This is a genomic window from Streptomyces sp. NPDC091279, assembly GCF_044757465.1.
Lineage (GTDB): Bacteria > Actinomycetota > Actinomycetes > Streptomycetales > Streptomycetaceae > Streptomyces.
Map to the genome: position 1 here is coordinate 445,337 of NZ_JBIVVA010000005.1, position 16,559 is coordinate 461,895.

The window sequence follows — 16,559 nt, forward strand, 5'->3', positions numbered from 1 at the left end:
GCCGTAACTTCCTTCTCTTTACGCAGGACGGTGGGGGTTGGCCACCGCGAGTTTCAGGGGGTGGTGACGGGTGCTCAGTGGTGCTCGGCGAGCGCGCCCTGGATGTAGCTACAGGACAGGAGGATGAAGACGTAGGCCTGGAGGGCCTGGATGAACAGCTCGAAGACCGTCATCACGAGCACCATCAGGAACGACACGGCGGAGTAGGCGATGCCGATGCCGTTGAGCAGGTACCACGTTCCGATGGTGAAGATCAGGATCAGAACGTGCCCGGCGAACATGTTGGCGAAGAGCCGGACGGCGTGGGTGAACGGCCGGATGAACACGTTCGAGAGAAACTCGAAGAACATGACCATCGGGAACACCGGGCCGAGCGAGCGGTCGTAGCCGGTGATGTTCTTCCAGCCGCCGATGAACCCGTGCCGCTTGAACGTCACGCTCATCCACACGATGTAGACGAGGGCGGCGAGGCCGGCCGGGAAGGCGATGACCGATGTGGCCGGGAACTGGGCGACCGGAATGATCGACCAAAGGTTCATGATCCAGATGAAGAAGAAGAGCGAGACCATCAGCGGGACGTACTTCTCGCCCTCGCGCTTGCCCATCGTCTCGTACACGACTCCGCGGCGGACGAAGTCGTAGCCGACCTCACCGACCATCTGGAGCTTGCCGGGGATCAGCTTCGGCTTGTTGAAGGCGGCCCAGAAGAACCCGATGACGAGGACCGTGCTCAGCAGCGCCAGCAGTATCGGCTTGTTGAAGTCGATGCCGCCGACGGTGAAGATCGGCTCGAACATGAACGAGTGCAGGCCGGGGGTCGGGAATCCGCACCCGTCGAAGATATGACAGTCGGTCTCGAAGGCGAGCGTCTTGGCGTTACTCACCGCGAGCTCCTTCAGCATGGCGCATGGGTACGGCAACCTCGATGTGTCGGCGCGGCCTGCGACCGCGGGACGGCACTGGACTGGACTTACGAATCTGGGGGCGGCTACTGGGCTTCGAGCCGTGAGGCGTCACAGGCTCGGCTGCCGCCCGCGCCAGCTCTGCCGCAGTTGTGGCGAGACCATAGCAAATGAGCGGAAGCCCCTTTACCCCGGCCCTACCTGTCACGATGTCGTCCGGGCGGAGTCCGGCTCGACATAGAGAATCTTGGCTTTCATGTGCGAGTACACCTGCGCGGCGATCCACACGAGGGTCGCGGCGAGCAGGGTGAACGCGAAGCACCTCGGGTTGAACGCCGTGGTGCCCTTGAACACGATCAGGACGATCATCAGCACCAGGATCTGCGTCGTATAGACCAGCAGACCCATCGACTGGAACAGGTGCGGGAACTGACGTGCCGTGCGCAGCAGCATCATCAACCCGCTCCCCATGAACAACAGGACGAGCGCCGCACCCAGAACCGCACCGAGCGCACCTTTACCACCGGCAACGGCGGCACTCACCGCGACTCCCGCCACACCCGCGACAGCGGTGGGCAGGGCGCAGTGCAGGAGCGTTCGTACGTCGGGGGACTGCATGGCGGCAACTCCGCATTCAAGGGGGGCAGGTGTCGTCATGGACGAGCGTAGTCCCGGAGCGGGAGAGAGCCTCACGCCAAGGGGCCGACGCACTGCGGCCCTTCAGCTCTGTCCGGGGGTTCTCGTGAACAGTATCACAAACTATTTGATGCGGTCTTTACCAAGCAGGGGTGCTTGCTGTCACACATGAGAGTGAAACTGCGCGTTCCACCGAAATCGAGGGTGACTTGTCTGGTATTCGGGAGGTTTACTCCCCCACGTTTTGGCAATGCTCTCGTCAGATTCTTACCTTGTCGCGTCAACGTGACGAGCGCGACGACTCGGCCTTGCGCCGCTCCAGGAACCCCGGCCGAGCCCCCATCGCCGTCGCCCCGTTGAGCCCAGCAGCCCCCGCCGCGACGGGAGTTCGCGGCTCGTCGTCGCTCTCCCGGGCCACCGCCCCGGCCGCCGCCGGGAGTTCGGGCGCCGTCCGGCGACGGCGCCGGTACCGGGGCGGCACGAAGCTCTCCGCCCAGCGCGGCGCACGCGGCGTGAAACGCGGCAGCAACAGCAGCGCGAGCCCGAACGCGCTGAGGAACACGACCCCCAACACGATCCACATGGAAGCCGAGTTGACCGAGTAGGCGAGCGCCCCGAAGGCGATCAGCGCCGACCAGAAGTACATGATCAGCACCGCCCGGCTGTGCGAGTGCCCGATCTCCAGGAGCCGGTGGTGCAGATGCCCCCGGTCCGCCGCGAACGGCGACTGCCCGCGCCAGGTGCGCCGCACGATGGCCAGCACCAGGTCGGCGGTGGGCACCGCGATGATGGTCAGCGGCATCAGCAGCGGGATGTAGACCGGCACCATCTGGTGCACGGTGCTGCGCTCGGACCCGCCGAAGAGGTTGTCGGGGTCGACCTGCCCGGTGACCGAGATCGCGCCCGCCGCCAGCACCAGGCCGATCAGCATCGAGCCCGAGTCACCCATGAAGATCCGCGCGGGGTGCATGTTGTGCGGCAGGAAGCCGATGCACATGCCCATCAGGATCGTCGCGAACAGCGTCGCCGGGGCGGCCGCCTCGATGCCGTACGAGTACCAGATGCGGTACGTGTACATGAAGAACGCGGCCGAGGCGATGCACACCATGCCGGCCGCGAGGCCGTCGAGGCCGTCGACGAAGTTGACCGCGTTGATGGTGATGACGACCAGCGCGACCGTCAGCAGGGTGCCCTGCCACTGGGTCAGCGCGACCGTGCCGACGGTCGGGACCGGCAGCCACAGGATCGTCAGCCCCTGCATGACCATGACGCCGGCGGCGATCATCTGGCCGCCCAGCTTGAGCAGCGCGTCGATCTCGAACTTGTCGTCCAGGACGCCGATCAGCCAGATCACCGCCGCCCCGGAGAGCAGCGCGCGCGGTTCGTTGGAGTTCTCGAACACCTCGTTGAGGTTGGTCAGATGGTCCGCGACCAGCAACCCCGCGCACAGACCGAAGAACATGGCGATCCCGCCGAGCCGTGGAGTGGGTTCCCGGTGCACGTCACGGGCCCTGATCTCCGGCATCGCCCCGGCCACGATCGCGAACTTCCGTACCGGCCCTGTCAGCAGATACGTCACCGCGGCCGTGACGCAGAGCGTCAGCAGGTATTCACGCACGGGCTTCCCCACAGGTCTCGCTGGCCATCTCAGCCCCACACACTAGCGATCGACCGATACACGGCGCATATCTGTGGGGACTACCGGGTAACGACGATGGTTGCACGGGTCGCCGGGGGCGTGGTCGCGCGGGCCACGTCCCGTCCGCCCGCCTACCCCCTTTGGCCCGGCATACGCCGGTAACGGCACCCGCTCACGGTGGCGGAAACGCCCCCACCAGGTCCCGCACCTCGTCCCGGGCCCGCCGCGCGTCCACCCGCCCCCGCAGCACCCCCGCGACCAGCGCCGCGAGGCCGGCCATCTCGCTCTCCCGCATGCCCTGTGTGGTCACCGCCGCCGTGCCGAGCCGTATCCCGCGCACACCGGGGCGGGGCAGCGCACAGCGGTCCAGGAACATCCCGGCGGCGGCCAGCACCTCGCGCGCCGCCCGCCCGTCGACCCCCAGCGGCGCCGGGTCGGCGGTGATCAGGTGGGTGTCGGTGCCGCCCGTCGTCACGTCGAACCCCTCCCCCGCGAGCGCGGCGGCCAGCACCCGCGCGTTGGCGACGACCTGATGCGCGTACCCGGTGAACGCGGGCGTCGCCGCCTCCCCGAACGCGACGGCCTTGGCGGCGACCGCGTGCATCTGCGCCCCGCCCTGGGTGAACGGGAACACCGCGCGGTCGACCCGCTGCGCGAGGTCGGCGCCGCACAGCAGCATCCCGCCGCGCGGCCCGCGCAGCACCTTGTGCGTGGTCGCGCAGACGATGTCCGCGTACGGCACCGGATTGGGCGCCGCTCCCCCGGCGACCAGCCCGATCGGATGCGCCGCGTCGACGATCAGATACGCCCCGACCTCGTCGGCGACGTCCCGGAACAGGGCGTGGTCGAAGTGGCGCGGGTAGGCGATCGAGCCGCACACGATCGCCCGCGGCCGGTGCAGCCGGGCCAGCGCGCGCAGCCGGTCGGGGTCGACGAGGCCGGTGTCCGCGTCGACGCCGTAGCCGACGAAGTCGAACCAGCGGCCGGAGAAGTTGGCCGGCGAGCCGTGCGTGAGGTGGCCGCCGTAGGGCAGGCCGAGGGCGAGGACGGTGTCGCCGGGGCTCAGCAGCGCGGCGTAGGCGGCGAGCACGGCGGCGGACCCGGAGTGCGGCTGGACATTGGCGTGCGCGGCGCCGAACAGGGACTTCGCCCGGTCGACGGCGATCCGCTCGGCGACGTCGACGATCTCGCAGCCGGCGTGGTGGCGGGCGCCCGGATAGCCCTCCGCGTACTTGTTGGCGAGCGGCGAGCCGAGGGCGGCGAGGACGGCGGGCGAGGTGAAGTTCTCGGCGGCGCTCAGCTGGAGCGTCGTCGCCTGCCGGGCCGCCTCACCGAGCAGGACACCGGCCACTTCGGGGTCCTGGCGGCGCAGGACGTCGGTGGCCTCGGGTGTGGGGGTGAGCGGCATGGTGGGCTCCGCGGGCGTCGACGGTGACGTACGTCCAATGTAGGCCCGGGGCGGGTGGGGTGCGCGGTGTCGTCACATCCGGGCGGGCACGCCGGTGAGCGCCGTGACCACCGGGTCGAGCGCGGTGTTTATCTCGTCACCGATGGAACGGAAGAACGGCAGCGGGGCGCCGTAGGGGTCGTGCACCTCGTCGGCGTCGGCGGTGGGCGCGAGCAGCCAGCCGCGCAGCGCGGCGGCGGCCCGCACCAGGGCGCGGGCGCGGTCCACCAGGCCGTCCTCCAGGGGCGGCAGGGTGGCGGTGTCGATGGCCCGCACCAGGCGGGTGAACTCCTTCAACGTGAAGGTACGCAGGCCCGCCGAGTGCCCCATGGAGATGACCTGGGCGCGGTGGTCGCGGGTCGCGGTCAGTACCAGGTCGGCCATGATGACGTGCTCGTCGAGCAGCTCCCGGCCGACGAAGCCGGAGGCGTCCGCGCCGAAGTCGGCGAGCACCGCCTCGGCGTTGGCCTCCATGGGCGCGCCCTCGTGGCCCCAGGTGCCGGCGCTCTCCACCAGCAGCCCGCCCCACAGCGGGTCGTCGCCGAGCCGGTCCGCGAGGGCATGCCGGTTCAGCCGCTCGGTGATCGGTGAGCGGCAGACGTTGCCGGTGCTGACATGGAGGATGCGGAAGGTGTCACGCGGCAGCCCCGTGAAGGTCCGCGTCTCTTCCCCGTCCCATATGCCACGCCCCGCGTCAGGGGCCGTCAATTCGCCACCTCAAGGTCGGGGACGACCTTCCGCAGCTCCTCGGGCGAGAGCGCGCCCTCGCGCAGCAGCACCGGCACAGGACCGGTGACGTCGACGATGGAGGACGGGACGTTGGCGGGGGTCGGGCCGCCGTCGAGGTAGACGGAGACGGCCTCGCCCAGCATCTGCTGCGCGGCGTCGCAGTTCTCCGGCGCGGGATAGCCGGTGAGGTTGGCGGAGGAGACGGCCATCGGGCCGACCTCGGTGAGCAGCTCGATGGCGACGGGGTGCAGCGGCATCCGGATCGCGACGGTGCCCCGGGTGTCACCGAGGTCCCACTGCAACGACGGCTGGTGCTTGGCGACGAGGGTGAGGGCGCCCGGCCAGAACGCGTCGACCAGCTCCCAGGCCAGCTCGGAGAAGTCCGTGACCAGGCCGTGCAGGGTGTTCGGGGAGCCGATCAGGACGGGCGTGGGCATGTTGCGGCCGCGCCCCTTGGCGGTGAGGAGGTCGTGGACGGCCTCGGTGGAGAACGCGTCGGCGCCGATGCCGTACACCGTGTCGGTCGGGAGGACCACCAGTTCGCCACGGCGGACGGCGGACGCGGCTTCGCGCAGACCGGTCGTGCGGTCGGTCGCGTCGTTGGTGTCGTATCGCCGTGCCATATCTAGCGGGCCTCCTCGTACACATGCTGCGGGTCGGAAGTGGTGGGCGTGCTCACGGCATCGCCCTGCGCGCGGTCGCGAACCGCGGCCGGTTGTTGAGGTCCGGGTGATCGGCCGCGTCGGCCCAGCCCCGTTCCTCGGTGAAGATCCACGGCACCTGGCCGCCCTGGGTGTCGGCGTGCTCGACGACGACGACACCGCCGGGGCGCAGCAGCCGGTGTGCGGCGCGCTCCAGGCCACGGATCAGGTCGAGCCCGTCCTCCCCCGAGAACAGGGCGAGTTCGGGGTCGTAGTCCCGGGCCTCGGGAGCGACGTACTCCCATTCGGTGAGCGGGATGTAGGGGGGGTTGGACACCACCAGGTCGACCTGGCCGTCGAGGTCGGGGAACGCGTCGAGGGCGTTGCCCTGGCGCAGGTCGACGCGGGAACCGGCCATGTTCTTGCGGGTCCACTTCAGGGCGTCCTCGGACAGCTCCACGGCGTGCACCCGGGAGCGCGGGACCTCCTGGGCGAGGGCGAGCGCGATCGCACCGGAGCCGGTGCACAGGTCGACGATGAGCGGCTCGACGACGTCCATGGCGCGCACGGCGTCTATGGCCCAGCCGACCACCGACTCGGTCTCCGGGCGGGGCACGAAGACGCCGGGTCCGACCTGGAGTTCCAGGTAACGGAAGTAGGCGCGTCCGGTGATGTGCTGGAGCGGCTCGCGCTGCTCGCGCCGGGCGATGGCCTCCCAGTACCGGGCGTCGAAGTCGGCGTCCTTGACGGAGTGCAGGGCGCCCCGCTTCACCCCGTGCACGAACGCGGCCAGCTCCTCCGCGTCGTTGCGCGGCGAGGGCACGCCGGCGTCGGCCAGCCGCTGGGTGGCCTGTGCCACCTCTGCGAGCAGCACGTTGCGGGGGTTCGGGGGTCGCTCCCCAAAAGGTTGCTGCACGCCAGTCCTCCGTGTCGTACTCGTAGCCGCGTCAGCTCGTCTTACGCGGCGGCCAGCTTCGCCGCCGAGTCCGCGTCGACGCAGGCCTGGATCACCGCGTCGAGGTCGCCGTCCAGGACCTGGTCGAGGTTGTAGGCCTTGAAGCCGACGCGGTGGTCCGAGAGGCGATTCTCCGGGAAGTTGTAGGTGCGGATCTTCTCGGAGCGGTCGACGGTGCGGACCTGGCTGCGGCGGGCGTCCGCGGCCTCCTTCTCCGCTTCCTCCTGCGCGGCCGCGAGCAGCCTGGAGCGCAGGATACGCATCGCCTGCTCCTTGTTCTGCAACTGGCTCTTCTCGTTCTGGCAGGAGGCGACGACTCCGGTGGGAACGTGCGTGATGCGCACGGCGGAGTCGGTGGTGTTGACGGACTGTCCGCCGGGGCCCGAGGAGCGGTAGACGTCGATGCGCAGGTCGTTCGGGTTGATCTCGACGTCGACCTCCTCGGCCTCCGGGGTCACCAGGACACCGGCGGCGGAGGTGTGGATGCGGCCCTGCGACTCGGTGGCCGGCACCCGCTGCACCCGGTGCACGCCGCCCTCGTACTTCAGGCGGGCCCACACGCCCTGTCCGGGCTCGGTGGCGCCCTGGCCGCCCTTGGTCTTCACGGCGACCTGGACGTCCTTGTAGCCGCCCAGCTCGGACTCGGTGGCGTCGATGATCTCGGTCTTCCAGCCGACCCGCTCGGCGTAGCGCAGGTACATGCGCAGCAGGTCGCCCGCGAAGAGCGCGGACTCGTCGCCGCCGGCGCCCGCCTTGACCTCCAGGATGACGTCCTTGTCGTCGTTGGGGTCCCTCGGCACCAGCAACAGGCGGAGCTTCTCGGTGAGTTCGTCGCGCTGCTTGTCGAGTTCCTTGACCTCGGCGGCGAAGTCCGGGTCGTCGGCGGCGAGTTCACGCGCGGTCTCGATGTCGTCGCCGGTCTGCTTCCAGGAGCGGTACGTGGCGACGATCGGGGTCAGCTCGGCGTAGCGCTTGTTCAGCTTGCGCGCGTTGGCCTGGTCGGCGTGGACCGACGGGTCGGCGAGCTTCGTCTCCAGGTCGGCGTGCTCACCGACGAGTTCCTCGACGGCCTCGAACATCTTGGGCTCCTGAATACTGCGGGGTGAGGGGCAGGCGGGCGACCAAAAACGCCGGTCCCGGCGCGCCCTGGGCGGGGGCGCTGCCGTGGACCGGCGAGAAGGGGCTCGCTACTTCTTGGAGCCGGCGGAAGCCTTGCCGAAGCGGGCCTCGAAGCGGGCCACGCGGCCACCGGTGTCGAGGATCTTCTGCTTGCCCGTGTAGAACGGGTGGCACTCGGAGCAGACCTCGGCGCGGATGGTGCCGCTCGTGATCGTGCTGCGGGTGGTGAACGAGGCGCCACAGGTGCAGCTGACCTGGGTGTCGACGTACTCGGGGTGGGTGTCGCGCTTCAAGGTGTCTCCTAGGTTCGGGAGGGCGCCGGGTCGCTGCCGCGGGGTGCGGTGGCGTGAACCGGAGCCGACGTACCAGTCTGCCAGCACTGGCGTCATCCCCCAAAACGGGGGGTTGGGCTCGGTTATTCCCCCCGGCCCGGTGGGGGTTCTCGCGCCTCGCGGCGAAGCGGCGTATCGGTACAGCCCCGCGCCCCTTTATGGAGCCGGTGGGGGTGGGTGGGCCCAGTACTTCCCCCGCGGGCCGGTGGGGCTTCTCGCGCAGTTCCCCGCGCCCCTTACGGGGCCCGGTGGGGGGCGCCGCCCGTCAGTGCCCTGCGGGCCGGTGGGGGGCTCGCGCCCTGCGGCGGAGCCGCCTATTGATACAGTCCCGCGCCCCTTACGGGGCCCGGTGGAGGCGCCGCCGTCAGTCCCCTGCGGGCCGTAGGGCGTGCCCTTACGGGGCGCTGACCACGCCGTCTGCCTTGCCTGTTGCTGTGCCCTCTGTGGCTGACTTGGGGATTTGTTGGTCGTTCTTCAGGGCTGTCCAGACCTGGGTGGACTTGGTCTGTTCGACGATGACTCGGTTGGGGTCCGAGGGGTCGTACTGGACGGGCATGGTGACCATGGACATGTGCTGGGGGCTGATGCTCTTGAGGCCCTCGGCGAAGGAGGCGAGGGAGTTGACCGAGCCGAGGCCGGAGTCGGTGGTGACGGTCTTGGTGGCGGTGTCGGCCAAGTCGTACAGCTTCTTCGGGCTGGTCAGTACGCCGACGTCCTTGACCTGCTTGACCAGCGCCTTCACAAAGGCCTGCTGGAGCTGGATGCGGCCGAGATCGGAACCGTCGCCGACGCCGTGCCGGGTGCGGACCAGACCGAGGGCCTGCTCGCCGTCGAGGGTGTGGGTGCCCGGCGTCAGGTCGAGGTGGCTGTCGGGGTCCTTGATGGACCTGGTGGTGGTGACGTCGACGCCGCCGAGTTCGTCGATGAGCTTCTGGAAGCCGCTGAAGTCGACCTCCAGATAGTGGTCCATGCGGACCCCGGACAACGACTCGACGGTCTTCACCGCACAGGTCGCCCCGCCGGTGGAGTACGCGGAGTTGAACATGACGTCCGTGGCGGCGTCGTGCGTGGTGCCCTCGGCGTCGGTGCAGGCGGGGCGGTCGATCAGGGTGTCGCGCGGGATCGACACCACGCTGGCCTTCTTGTGGCCCTTGTAGACGTGGATGACCATCGCGGTGTCCGAACGGGCGCTCCCGTCGTCGGCGCCGCCACCGAGCTTCTTGTTGGTGCCGGAACGCGAGTCGGAGCCGAGGACGAGGATGTTCTCCGAGCCGTTGTCGACCTTGGCCGGGCGGTCGGTGCCCAGGGCGTGGTCGATGTCGATGCTGTGGAGGTTGCCGTTGAGCTTGATGTACAGGTAGCCGACCCCGGTGCCGCCCAGCAGAACGATGCCTGCGGCGGTCCACGCCATGATCAGCAGGGCCTTGCGGCGCTTGCCCTGCGGCCTGCGGCGGCGCCCCTTCGCGCGGCGGCCCCGGCCCGTACTGTCGGCATCGCCCGGTATGCCGGGCTCCTGCGTGCTCTCGGCGGACATGTGCTCCTCGAATCCCGTCCCGGTCGGTTATCCCCTGCTTTCAGGGTCAGGCCTGGTCGTTTTCGACCCGTACCGCACCATCGTCACCCGTCAGGTCAGACGGGGAAACCGGGGAAAGCGTTGCACAACGCACCGTCGCCAACGGGTGCAAAGTCGGACACAGTGCGTGACAACGGAGACCGGGCGCACCGCGCTCACCTGGGACTTCAGGGGTGAGGGCGGGGTGGGCTGCGGACGGCGCCGGGGAAGGTCGCTGTGGGAAAGGTCTCGGGGGACGGACATGCGAACGGGCCCCCGTCACCGAAGTGACAGGGGCCCGTCGACGTGCGCCGACGCGGATCAGTCGCCGTTGCCCGGGGTGGGCGTCGTCTTCTGGATCTGCATCAGGAACTCGCCGTTCGACTTCGTCTGCTTCATCTTGTCGAGGAGCAGCTCGATCGCCTGCTGCTGGTCGAGCGCGTGCAGCACCCGGCGCAGCTTCCAGGTGACGGCCAGCTCGTCGCTGCCGAGCAGGATCTCTTCCTTACGGGTGCCGGACGCGTCGACGTCCACCGCCGGGAAGATGCGCTTGTCGGCGAGCTTCCGGTCGAGCTTCAGCTCCATGTTGCCGGTGCCCTTGAACTCCTCGAAGATCACCTCGTCCATGCGGGACCCGGTGTCCACCAGGGCGGTGGCGAGGATGGTCAGCGAGCCGCCGTCCTCGATGTTGCGGGCCGCACCGAAGAAGCGCTTCGGCGGGTACAGGGCCGTCGAGTCGACACCACCGGACAGGATGCGGCCGGAGGCCGGGGCGGCGAGGTTGTACGCGCGGCCCAGGCGGGTGATCGAGTCGAGCAGGACGACGACGTCGTGACCCAGCTCCACGAGACGCTTGGCGCGCTCGATGGCCAGCTCGGCAACCGTCGTGTGGTCCTCGGCCGGGCGGTCGAAGGTCGAGGAGATGACCTCGCCCTTCACCGACCGCTGCATGTCGGTGACCTCTTCCGGACGCTCGTCGACCAGGACGACCATCAGGTGGCACTCGGGGTTGTTGTGCGTGATCGCGTTGGCGATGGCCTGCATGATCATGGTCTTGCCGGTCTTCGGCGGGGCCACGATCAGACCGCGCTGGCCCTTGCCGATCGGCGACACGAGGTCGATGATCCGGGTCGTCAGCACCCCCGGGTCCGTCTCCAGGCGGAGGCGGTCCTGCGGGTAGAGCGGCGTCAGCTTGTTGAACTCCGGGCGGCCACGGCCGTGTTCGGGCGCCATGCCGTTGACGGAGTCCAGGCGGACCAGCGCGTTGAACTTCTCGCGGCGCTCGCCCTCCTTGGGCTGCCGGACCGCGCCGGTGACGTGGTCGCCCTTGCGCAGACCGTTCTTGCGGACCTGCGCGAGGGAGACGTACACGTCGTTCGGGCCCGGCAGGTAGCCGGAGGTGCGGATGAACGCGTAGTTGTCGAGGATGTCCAGGATGCCCGCGACGGGGATCAGGACGTCGTCGTCGTTGACCTGCGGCTCGGCGACGTCGTCACGGCCGCGACGGCCACGGCGGTCACGGTAGCGCCCGCGCCGGCCGCGCCGGCCGCCGTCGAAGTCGTCGTCGTCCTGCGGGCCGTTGTCGCGGCCCTGCCGGTCCTGACGGTCCTGGCGGTCGGGGCGCTCCTGGCGGTCCTGGCGGTCCTGCCGGTCCTGACGGCCGCCGCCCTGCTGCTGGTTCTGCTGCTGGCGCTGACCGCCCTGGCCCTGCTGGTCGTCGCCCTTGCCGCGCCGGTCGCCCCGGTCACCGCGCTCGCCGCGGTCCCGGCCCCGGTCACGCCGGTCACGTCGGCCACGGCCCTCGCCGTCACCGGCGTCGCCCTGCTGCTGCCCCTGCTGCGCCTCGGACTTCGACTCGCCCTTGGCCTCGGCGACGACGGTCTCGGCGCCGTTCGCGGGACTGCCGGCGTCGGCGGTGGCACGACGGCGACGGCGCTCGGTGGGAGCCTCGTCCGCGCCGCGCTCGGCGTCGCCCGCACGGGCGGCCGGCTGGCCGGGGATGTCGATCTGCTGCTGGGCGGCGGCCTGCTCGGCGGGCGCCTCAGCGGCGGCCTTCTGGTCGGCGGCGGGCTCGTCGCCGGTGCGGGCCTTGGAGGTGGCCCGGCGCTTCGGCTTGGTCTCGGCGGCGTCCCCCGACGGGGCCTTGGCGGCCGAACTGCCGCCCGCCTGCGCCTCCTTGATGACCTCGATCAGCTGACTCTTGCGCATCCGCGCGGTGCCCCTGATACCGAGGCCGGAGGCGACCTGCTGCAATTCCGCCAGCACCATGCCGTCGAGGCCGGTACCGCGGCGCCGCCGGGAGCCGGCACCGGTGGCAGGCGCGGAGGCGTCCGTGGCGGGCGCGGCAGCGGTGTCCTCGACACGTGCGCCCATCAGATCGGTGGTGTCGCTCACGAAGGGTCCTTCCCTGGAGCGGACGTCGGCCTGTCTGGCTCGGCGACCGGTTGTGCTGTCCGGCTGCGGTCCTTGCTGTGTGGACCGTGCCGGGGCGGTGGTCCGCCCAAAGCGGCGGAGGAATATCTGGGATCGGCGCTTCCCGAAGACGTGGCACCGAGTGTCTGTGTCACGTGGCTTGGTCGCACCGGTTCCGGAGCGTGCCCTGCGAGTCGCGCCGTGTCCGCGTACGCGGTACCGCTCGGGTACGTCGTACGGAACGCGATGCGGCTGTGGGAGGCTCCCGGAAGAGTGTCTGTCCCGGACGGGGACGTGAAGCACCTCGCCATGGTGGGGTCGGGTGCAGACTTGAGGTTAACACTACCGGGTCCAACAAATATTCCCCCTCTCGAAATCCGGCAACCGGGTGTCAGGGCGCAAGCGGCAGCACGCTCGCTCCCCGGGCGTCGAGCGGCAGCCGGTTCGCGGCCCAGCCCTCGCCTGCCAGATGGGCGACCTTGTCGGCGCTCGCGTCGTCGGCCAGCGCGAGCACCGTGGGTCCGGCGCCGGAGATGACCGCGGGCACGCCGTCGCCCCGCAGCCGCTCGACCAGCGCGATGCTCTCCGGCATCGCCGGGGCGCGGTAGTCCTGGTGGAGCCGGTCCTCGGTGGCCGGCAGCAGCAGCTCGGGGCGCCGGGTGAGGGCCTCGACGAGCAGGGCCGCCCGGCCCGCGTTGGTGGCGGCGTCGACGTGCGGCACGGAGCGCGGCAGCAGTCCGCGCGCGGTCTGCGTCAGGACCGACTTGCCGGGCACGAAAACCACCGGAACGATGGAATCGGCGGGCTCCATCCTGATCGCCCGCGCGGCGCCCGACTCCATCCAGGAGAGCGTGAATCCGCCGAGCAGACAGGCGGCGACGTTGTCCGGGTGGCCCTCGATCTCGGTGGCCAGCTCCAGTACGGCGGCGTCGTCGAGGCGGGACTCGCCGCCTATGGTCACGGCCCGGGCGGCGACGATTCCGGCGCAGATCGCGGCCGACGAGGAGCCGAGGCCGCGGCCGTGCGGGATGCGGTTGGCGCACACGATCTCCAGGCCCCGGGGCTGTCCGCCCAGCAGGTCGAAGGCGGTGCGCAGGGAGCGGACGAGGAGGTGGTTCTCGTCCCGGGGCAGGGTCTCGCCGCCCTCCCCCGCGATGTCGATGTGCAGCCCTGAGTCGGCCACCCGGACGACGACGTCGTCGTAGAGACCCAGCGACAGGCCGAGGGCGTCGAAGCCCGGGCCGAGGTTGGCGCTGGTGGCGGGGACGCGCACCCGGACGGCGGCGGCGCGGAACGCTGGACCGGCCATCGCTCGTTGACTCTCCTTGGCTGCGTGACGGTCGGGGACGTCCGATGAACGCCCATGACAGTCGATGAGATTCGATACGTACGGGAGACCCAGGGGCCGTGGAGACGGCGAGGCACCGCGGATATGCGGAGGCATATGCTGCGGGCGGGTTCGGTACAGCCTATCGAAGGAAGGTTCTGCGGCGACATAGGGCGCACAGGAGGCGCACGATGCGTGTCGAAAGCGCCTCGTGCATCCTTCGGAGGGGTTCCCGGGTCTTGCCCGATGGCGGCCGGGGTCCGACGCCCCTGGCCGGTGTTCCCCGGCGATTTCAGATCCTCCGGGGCGCCCCGAACCCTCCCCGGGCTTCCCCCTGCCCCGACCCGGACTCCCTCGCGGGGCTTCCGGGCGTGAACGCCCCTGAACGCTCCTGAACGCCCCGAAAGGGGCCGGATGACGGTCCGACCCCCTCCGGATGGCGCGTTCCGGCTGTCAGGCGAGGCCGAGGCGCTCGGCCGCCGTCGCCGCGTCGACCGGGACGGTGACCGGCTGCGGGGCGCCCGCGACGGCCCAGTCGGGGTCCTTGAGGCCGTTGCCGGTGACGGTGCACACGATGCGCTGGCCCGGGTCGACCTTGCCCTGTTCGGCGGCCTTCAGCAGACCGGCGACCGACGCGGCCGACGCGGGCTCCACGAAGACGCCCTCCTGCGCGGCCAACAGCCGGTAGGCGCGCAGGATCTCACGGTCCGTCACCTCGTCGATGAGGCCGCCCGACTCGTCCCGCGCGGCCAGCGCGTACTGCCAGGACGCGGGGTTGCCGATCCGGATGGCGGTAGCGATGGTCGACGGGTCCTTGACGACCTCGCCGCGCACGATGGGCGCGGAGCCGGAGGCCTGGAAGCCCCACATGCGCGGGGTGCGGGAGGCGATCCTGTCCCCGGCGTACTCCCGGTAGCCCTTCCAGTAGGCGGTGATGTTGCCCGCGTTGCCGACCGGCAGGACGTGGATGTCGGGGGCGTCGCCGAGCATGTCGACGATCTCGAAGGCCGCCGTCTTCTGGCCCTCGATGCGCACTGGGTTGACCGAATTGACCAGCGCCACCGGGTAGTTGTCGCTGAGCGAGCGGGCCAGGGTGAGGCAGTCGTCGAAGTTGCCGTCGACCTGGAGGATCTTGGCGCCGTGCACGAGAGCCTGGCCCATCTTGCCGAGCGCGATCTTGCCCTGCGGGACGAGGACGGCGCAGACCATGCCGGCCCGCACCGCGTAGGCGGCGGCGCTGGCGGAGGTGTTGCCGGTGGAGGCGCAGATGACGGCCTTCGCGCCCTCCTCCTTGGCCCGGGTGATGGCCATGGTCATCCCGCGGTCCTTGAAGGAGCCGGTCGGGTTGGCGCCCTCCACCTTGAGGTGGACCTCGCAGCCCGTGCGCTCGGAGAGCACCTGCGCGGGCACGAGCGGCGTGCCGCCCTCGCGGAGCGTCACGACCGGCGTGCTGTCGGATACCGGCAGCCTGTCCCGGTACTCCTCGATGATTCCGCGCCACTGGTGGGTCATTGCTGGTTACTCTCCTTCAACCCGCATGATGCTGGCGACACCCCGCACGGTGTCGAGCTTGCGCAGCGCCTCGACGGTCCCGGTGAGGGAGGCGTCGGACGCGCGATGGGTGACGACGACGAGCGATGCCTCGCCGTCCCCGTCCTGTCGGCCTTGCTGGCGAACCGTATCGATCGACACCCCGTGCTCGGCGAACACGGTGGCCACCTGCGCCAGGACGCCCGGCTTGTCGGCGACGTCGAGGCTGATGTGGTACCGGGTGACGACGTCGCCCATCGGCGACACGGTCAGCGCCGCGTAGGCCGACTCGCCGGGTCCCGTCGCGCCGTTGAGACGGTTGCGGCACACGGCGACGAGGTCGCCGAGCACGGCGGACGCGGTCGGGGCGCCGCCGGCGCCGGGACCGTAGAACATGAGCTGTCCGGCCGCCTCCGACTCGACGAACACGGCGTTGTACGCGCCGCGCACGGAGGCGAGGGGGTGGGTCAGCGGAATCATCGCGGGGTGCACGCGCGCGGTGACGGCCGAGCCGTCCCGGGAGCGCTCGCAGATGGCGAGCAGTTTGATGGTGCAGCCCATGTTCCGCGCGGAGGCGAAGTCCGCGGCGGTCACCTCGGTCATGCCCTCGCGGTGGACGTCGTCGAGCCGCACGCGCGTGTGGAACGCGATCCCGGCGAGGATGGCGGCCTTGGCGGCGGCGTCGAAGGCCTCGACGTCGGCGGTCGGGTCGGCCTCCGCGTAGCCGAGCGCGGTGGCCTCGTCGAGGGCCTCCTGGTAGCCGGCGCCGGTGGAGTCCATCTTGTCGAGGATGAAGTTGGTGGTGCCGTTGACGATGCCGAGGACCCGGTTGACCTTGTCGCCGGCGAGGGACTCGCGCAGCGGGCGGATCAGCGGGATGGCTCCGGCGACGGCGGCCTCGTAGTACAGGTCGCGGCCGTGCTCGTCGGCGGCGGCGTGCAGGGCGGCGCCGTCCTGGGCGAGCAGCGCCTTGTTGGCGGAGACCACGGAGGCGCCGTGCGCGAAGGCGGCGGTGATGAGGGAGCGGGCGGGCTCGATGCCCCCGATGACCTCGACGACGACGTCGATGTCGCCCCGCTTGACGAGGGCGGTGGCGTCGGTGGTGACGAGGTCGGCCGGGATACCGTCGCGGACCTTGGAGGGGCGCCGTACGGCGACTCCGGCCAGCTCGACGGGGGCGCCGATGCGGGCGGCGAGGTCGGCGGCGTGCGTCGTCATGATGCGCGCCACCTCTGAGCCGACCACTCCACAGCCCAGCAGCGCCACCTTCAGCGGACGCGTACGCATCATCCGACCTCGTTTCCTCATACCGTCACGGTTGAACCAGTCTCACTCAAC

The 16,559-nt window shown here is 70.4% G+C and carries 14 protein-coding genes; all 14 read right to left on the bottom strand.

The window, feature by feature from the left end:
* Positions 1-74 precede the first annotated feature (74 nt).
* Entirely contained in the window at positions 75-884 is an 810-nt protein-coding gene (gene atpB, locus ACIQOU_RS15305; RefSeq protein ID WP_401537179.1) for a F0F1 ATP synthase subunit A, read from the bottom strand.
* A gap of 222 nt (positions 885-1,106) precedes the next feature.
* Complete coding sequence (locus tag ACIQOU_RS15310; protein WP_401537180.1) at positions 1,107-1,520, bottom strand: hypothetical protein; 414 nt, start codon at positions 1,518-1,520, stop codon at positions 1,107-1,109.
* Between the two features lie 298 nt (positions 1,521-1,818).
* The gene (locus tag ACIQOU_RS15315; RefSeq protein ID WP_401537181.1) at positions 1,819-3,156 is read right to left on the bottom strand and encodes an MraY family glycosyltransferase; all 1,338 of its coding nucleotides are present in this window, start codon (positions 3,154-3,156) and stop codon (positions 1,819-1,821) included.
* Positions 3,157-3,349: 193 nt separating this feature from the next.
* A complete protein-coding gene (gene glyA, locus ACIQOU_RS15320) occupies positions 3,350-4,585 on the bottom strand; it encodes a serine hydroxymethyltransferase (protein ID WP_401537182.1) in 1,236 nt (411 codons plus the stop codon).
* A 72-nt stretch (positions 4,586-4,657) separates the two neighbouring features.
* Positions 4,658-5,332 (bottom strand): protein-tyrosine-phosphatase, encoded by a 675-nt coding sequence (locus tag ACIQOU_RS15325; protein ID WP_401537183.1) that lies wholly within the window; start codon positions 5,330-5,332, stop codon positions 4,658-4,660.
* On the bottom strand, positions 5,329-5,976 hold the full coding sequence (locus ACIQOU_RS15330; RefSeq protein ID WP_401537184.1) for an L-threonylcarbamoyladenylate synthase: 648 nt from the start codon (positions 5,974-5,976) through the stop codon (positions 5,329-5,331). The genes ACIQOU_RS15325 and ACIQOU_RS15330 overlap by 4 nt, the downstream gene beginning before the upstream one ends.
* A 52-nt stretch (positions 5,977-6,028) precedes the next feature.
* Positions 6,029-6,868 carry a peptide chain release factor N(5)-glutamine methyltransferase gene (gene prmC, locus ACIQOU_RS15335; RefSeq protein WP_401537185.1) on the bottom strand — a complete coding sequence of 280 codons (840 nt, stop codon included), beginning with the start codon at positions 6,866-6,868 and terminating at the stop codon, positions 6,029-6,031.
* Between the two features lie 83 nt (positions 6,869-6,951).
* A complete protein-coding gene (gene prfA, locus ACIQOU_RS15340; RefSeq protein ID WP_401537186.1) occupies positions 6,952-8,028 on the bottom strand; it encodes a peptide chain release factor 1 in 1,077 nt (358 codons plus the stop codon).
* 108 nt (positions 8,029-8,136) lie between these two features.
* On the bottom strand, positions 8,137-8,361 hold the full coding sequence (gene rpmE, locus ACIQOU_RS15345; protein ID WP_401537187.1) for a 50S ribosomal protein L31: 225 nt from the start codon (positions 8,359-8,361) through the stop codon (positions 8,137-8,139).
* A 433-nt stretch (positions 8,362-8,794) separates the two neighbouring features.
* Positions 8,795-9,934 carry an LCP family protein gene (locus ACIQOU_RS15350; protein WP_401537188.1) on the bottom strand — a complete coding sequence of 380 codons (1,140 nt, stop codon included), beginning with the start codon at positions 9,932-9,934 and terminating at the stop codon, positions 8,795-8,797.
* 339 nt (positions 9,935-10,273) lie between these two features.
* A complete protein-coding gene (gene rho / locus ACIQOU_RS15355; RefSeq protein WP_401537189.1) occupies positions 10,274-12,346 on the bottom strand; it encodes a transcription termination factor Rho in 2,073 nt (690 codons plus the stop codon).
* Between the two features lie 409 nt (positions 12,347-12,755).
* On the bottom strand, positions 12,756-13,673 hold the full coding sequence (gene thrB, locus ACIQOU_RS15360; RefSeq protein ID WP_401537190.1) for a homoserine kinase: 918 nt from the start codon (positions 13,671-13,673) through the stop codon (positions 12,756-12,758).
* Between the two features lie 471 nt (positions 13,674-14,144).
* On the bottom strand, positions 14,145-15,203 hold the full coding sequence (gene thrC / locus ACIQOU_RS15365) for a threonine synthase (protein WP_401537191.1): 1,059 nt from the start codon (positions 15,201-15,203) through the stop codon (positions 14,145-14,147).
* A 6-nt stretch (positions 15,204-15,209) separates the two neighbouring features.
* Positions 15,210-16,511, bottom strand: a complete 1,302-nt coding sequence (locus tag ACIQOU_RS15370; protein ID WP_401537192.1) for a homoserine dehydrogenase — start codon at positions 16,509-16,511, stop codon at positions 15,210-15,212.
* Between the last annotated feature and the right edge of the window lie 48 nt (positions 16,512-16,559).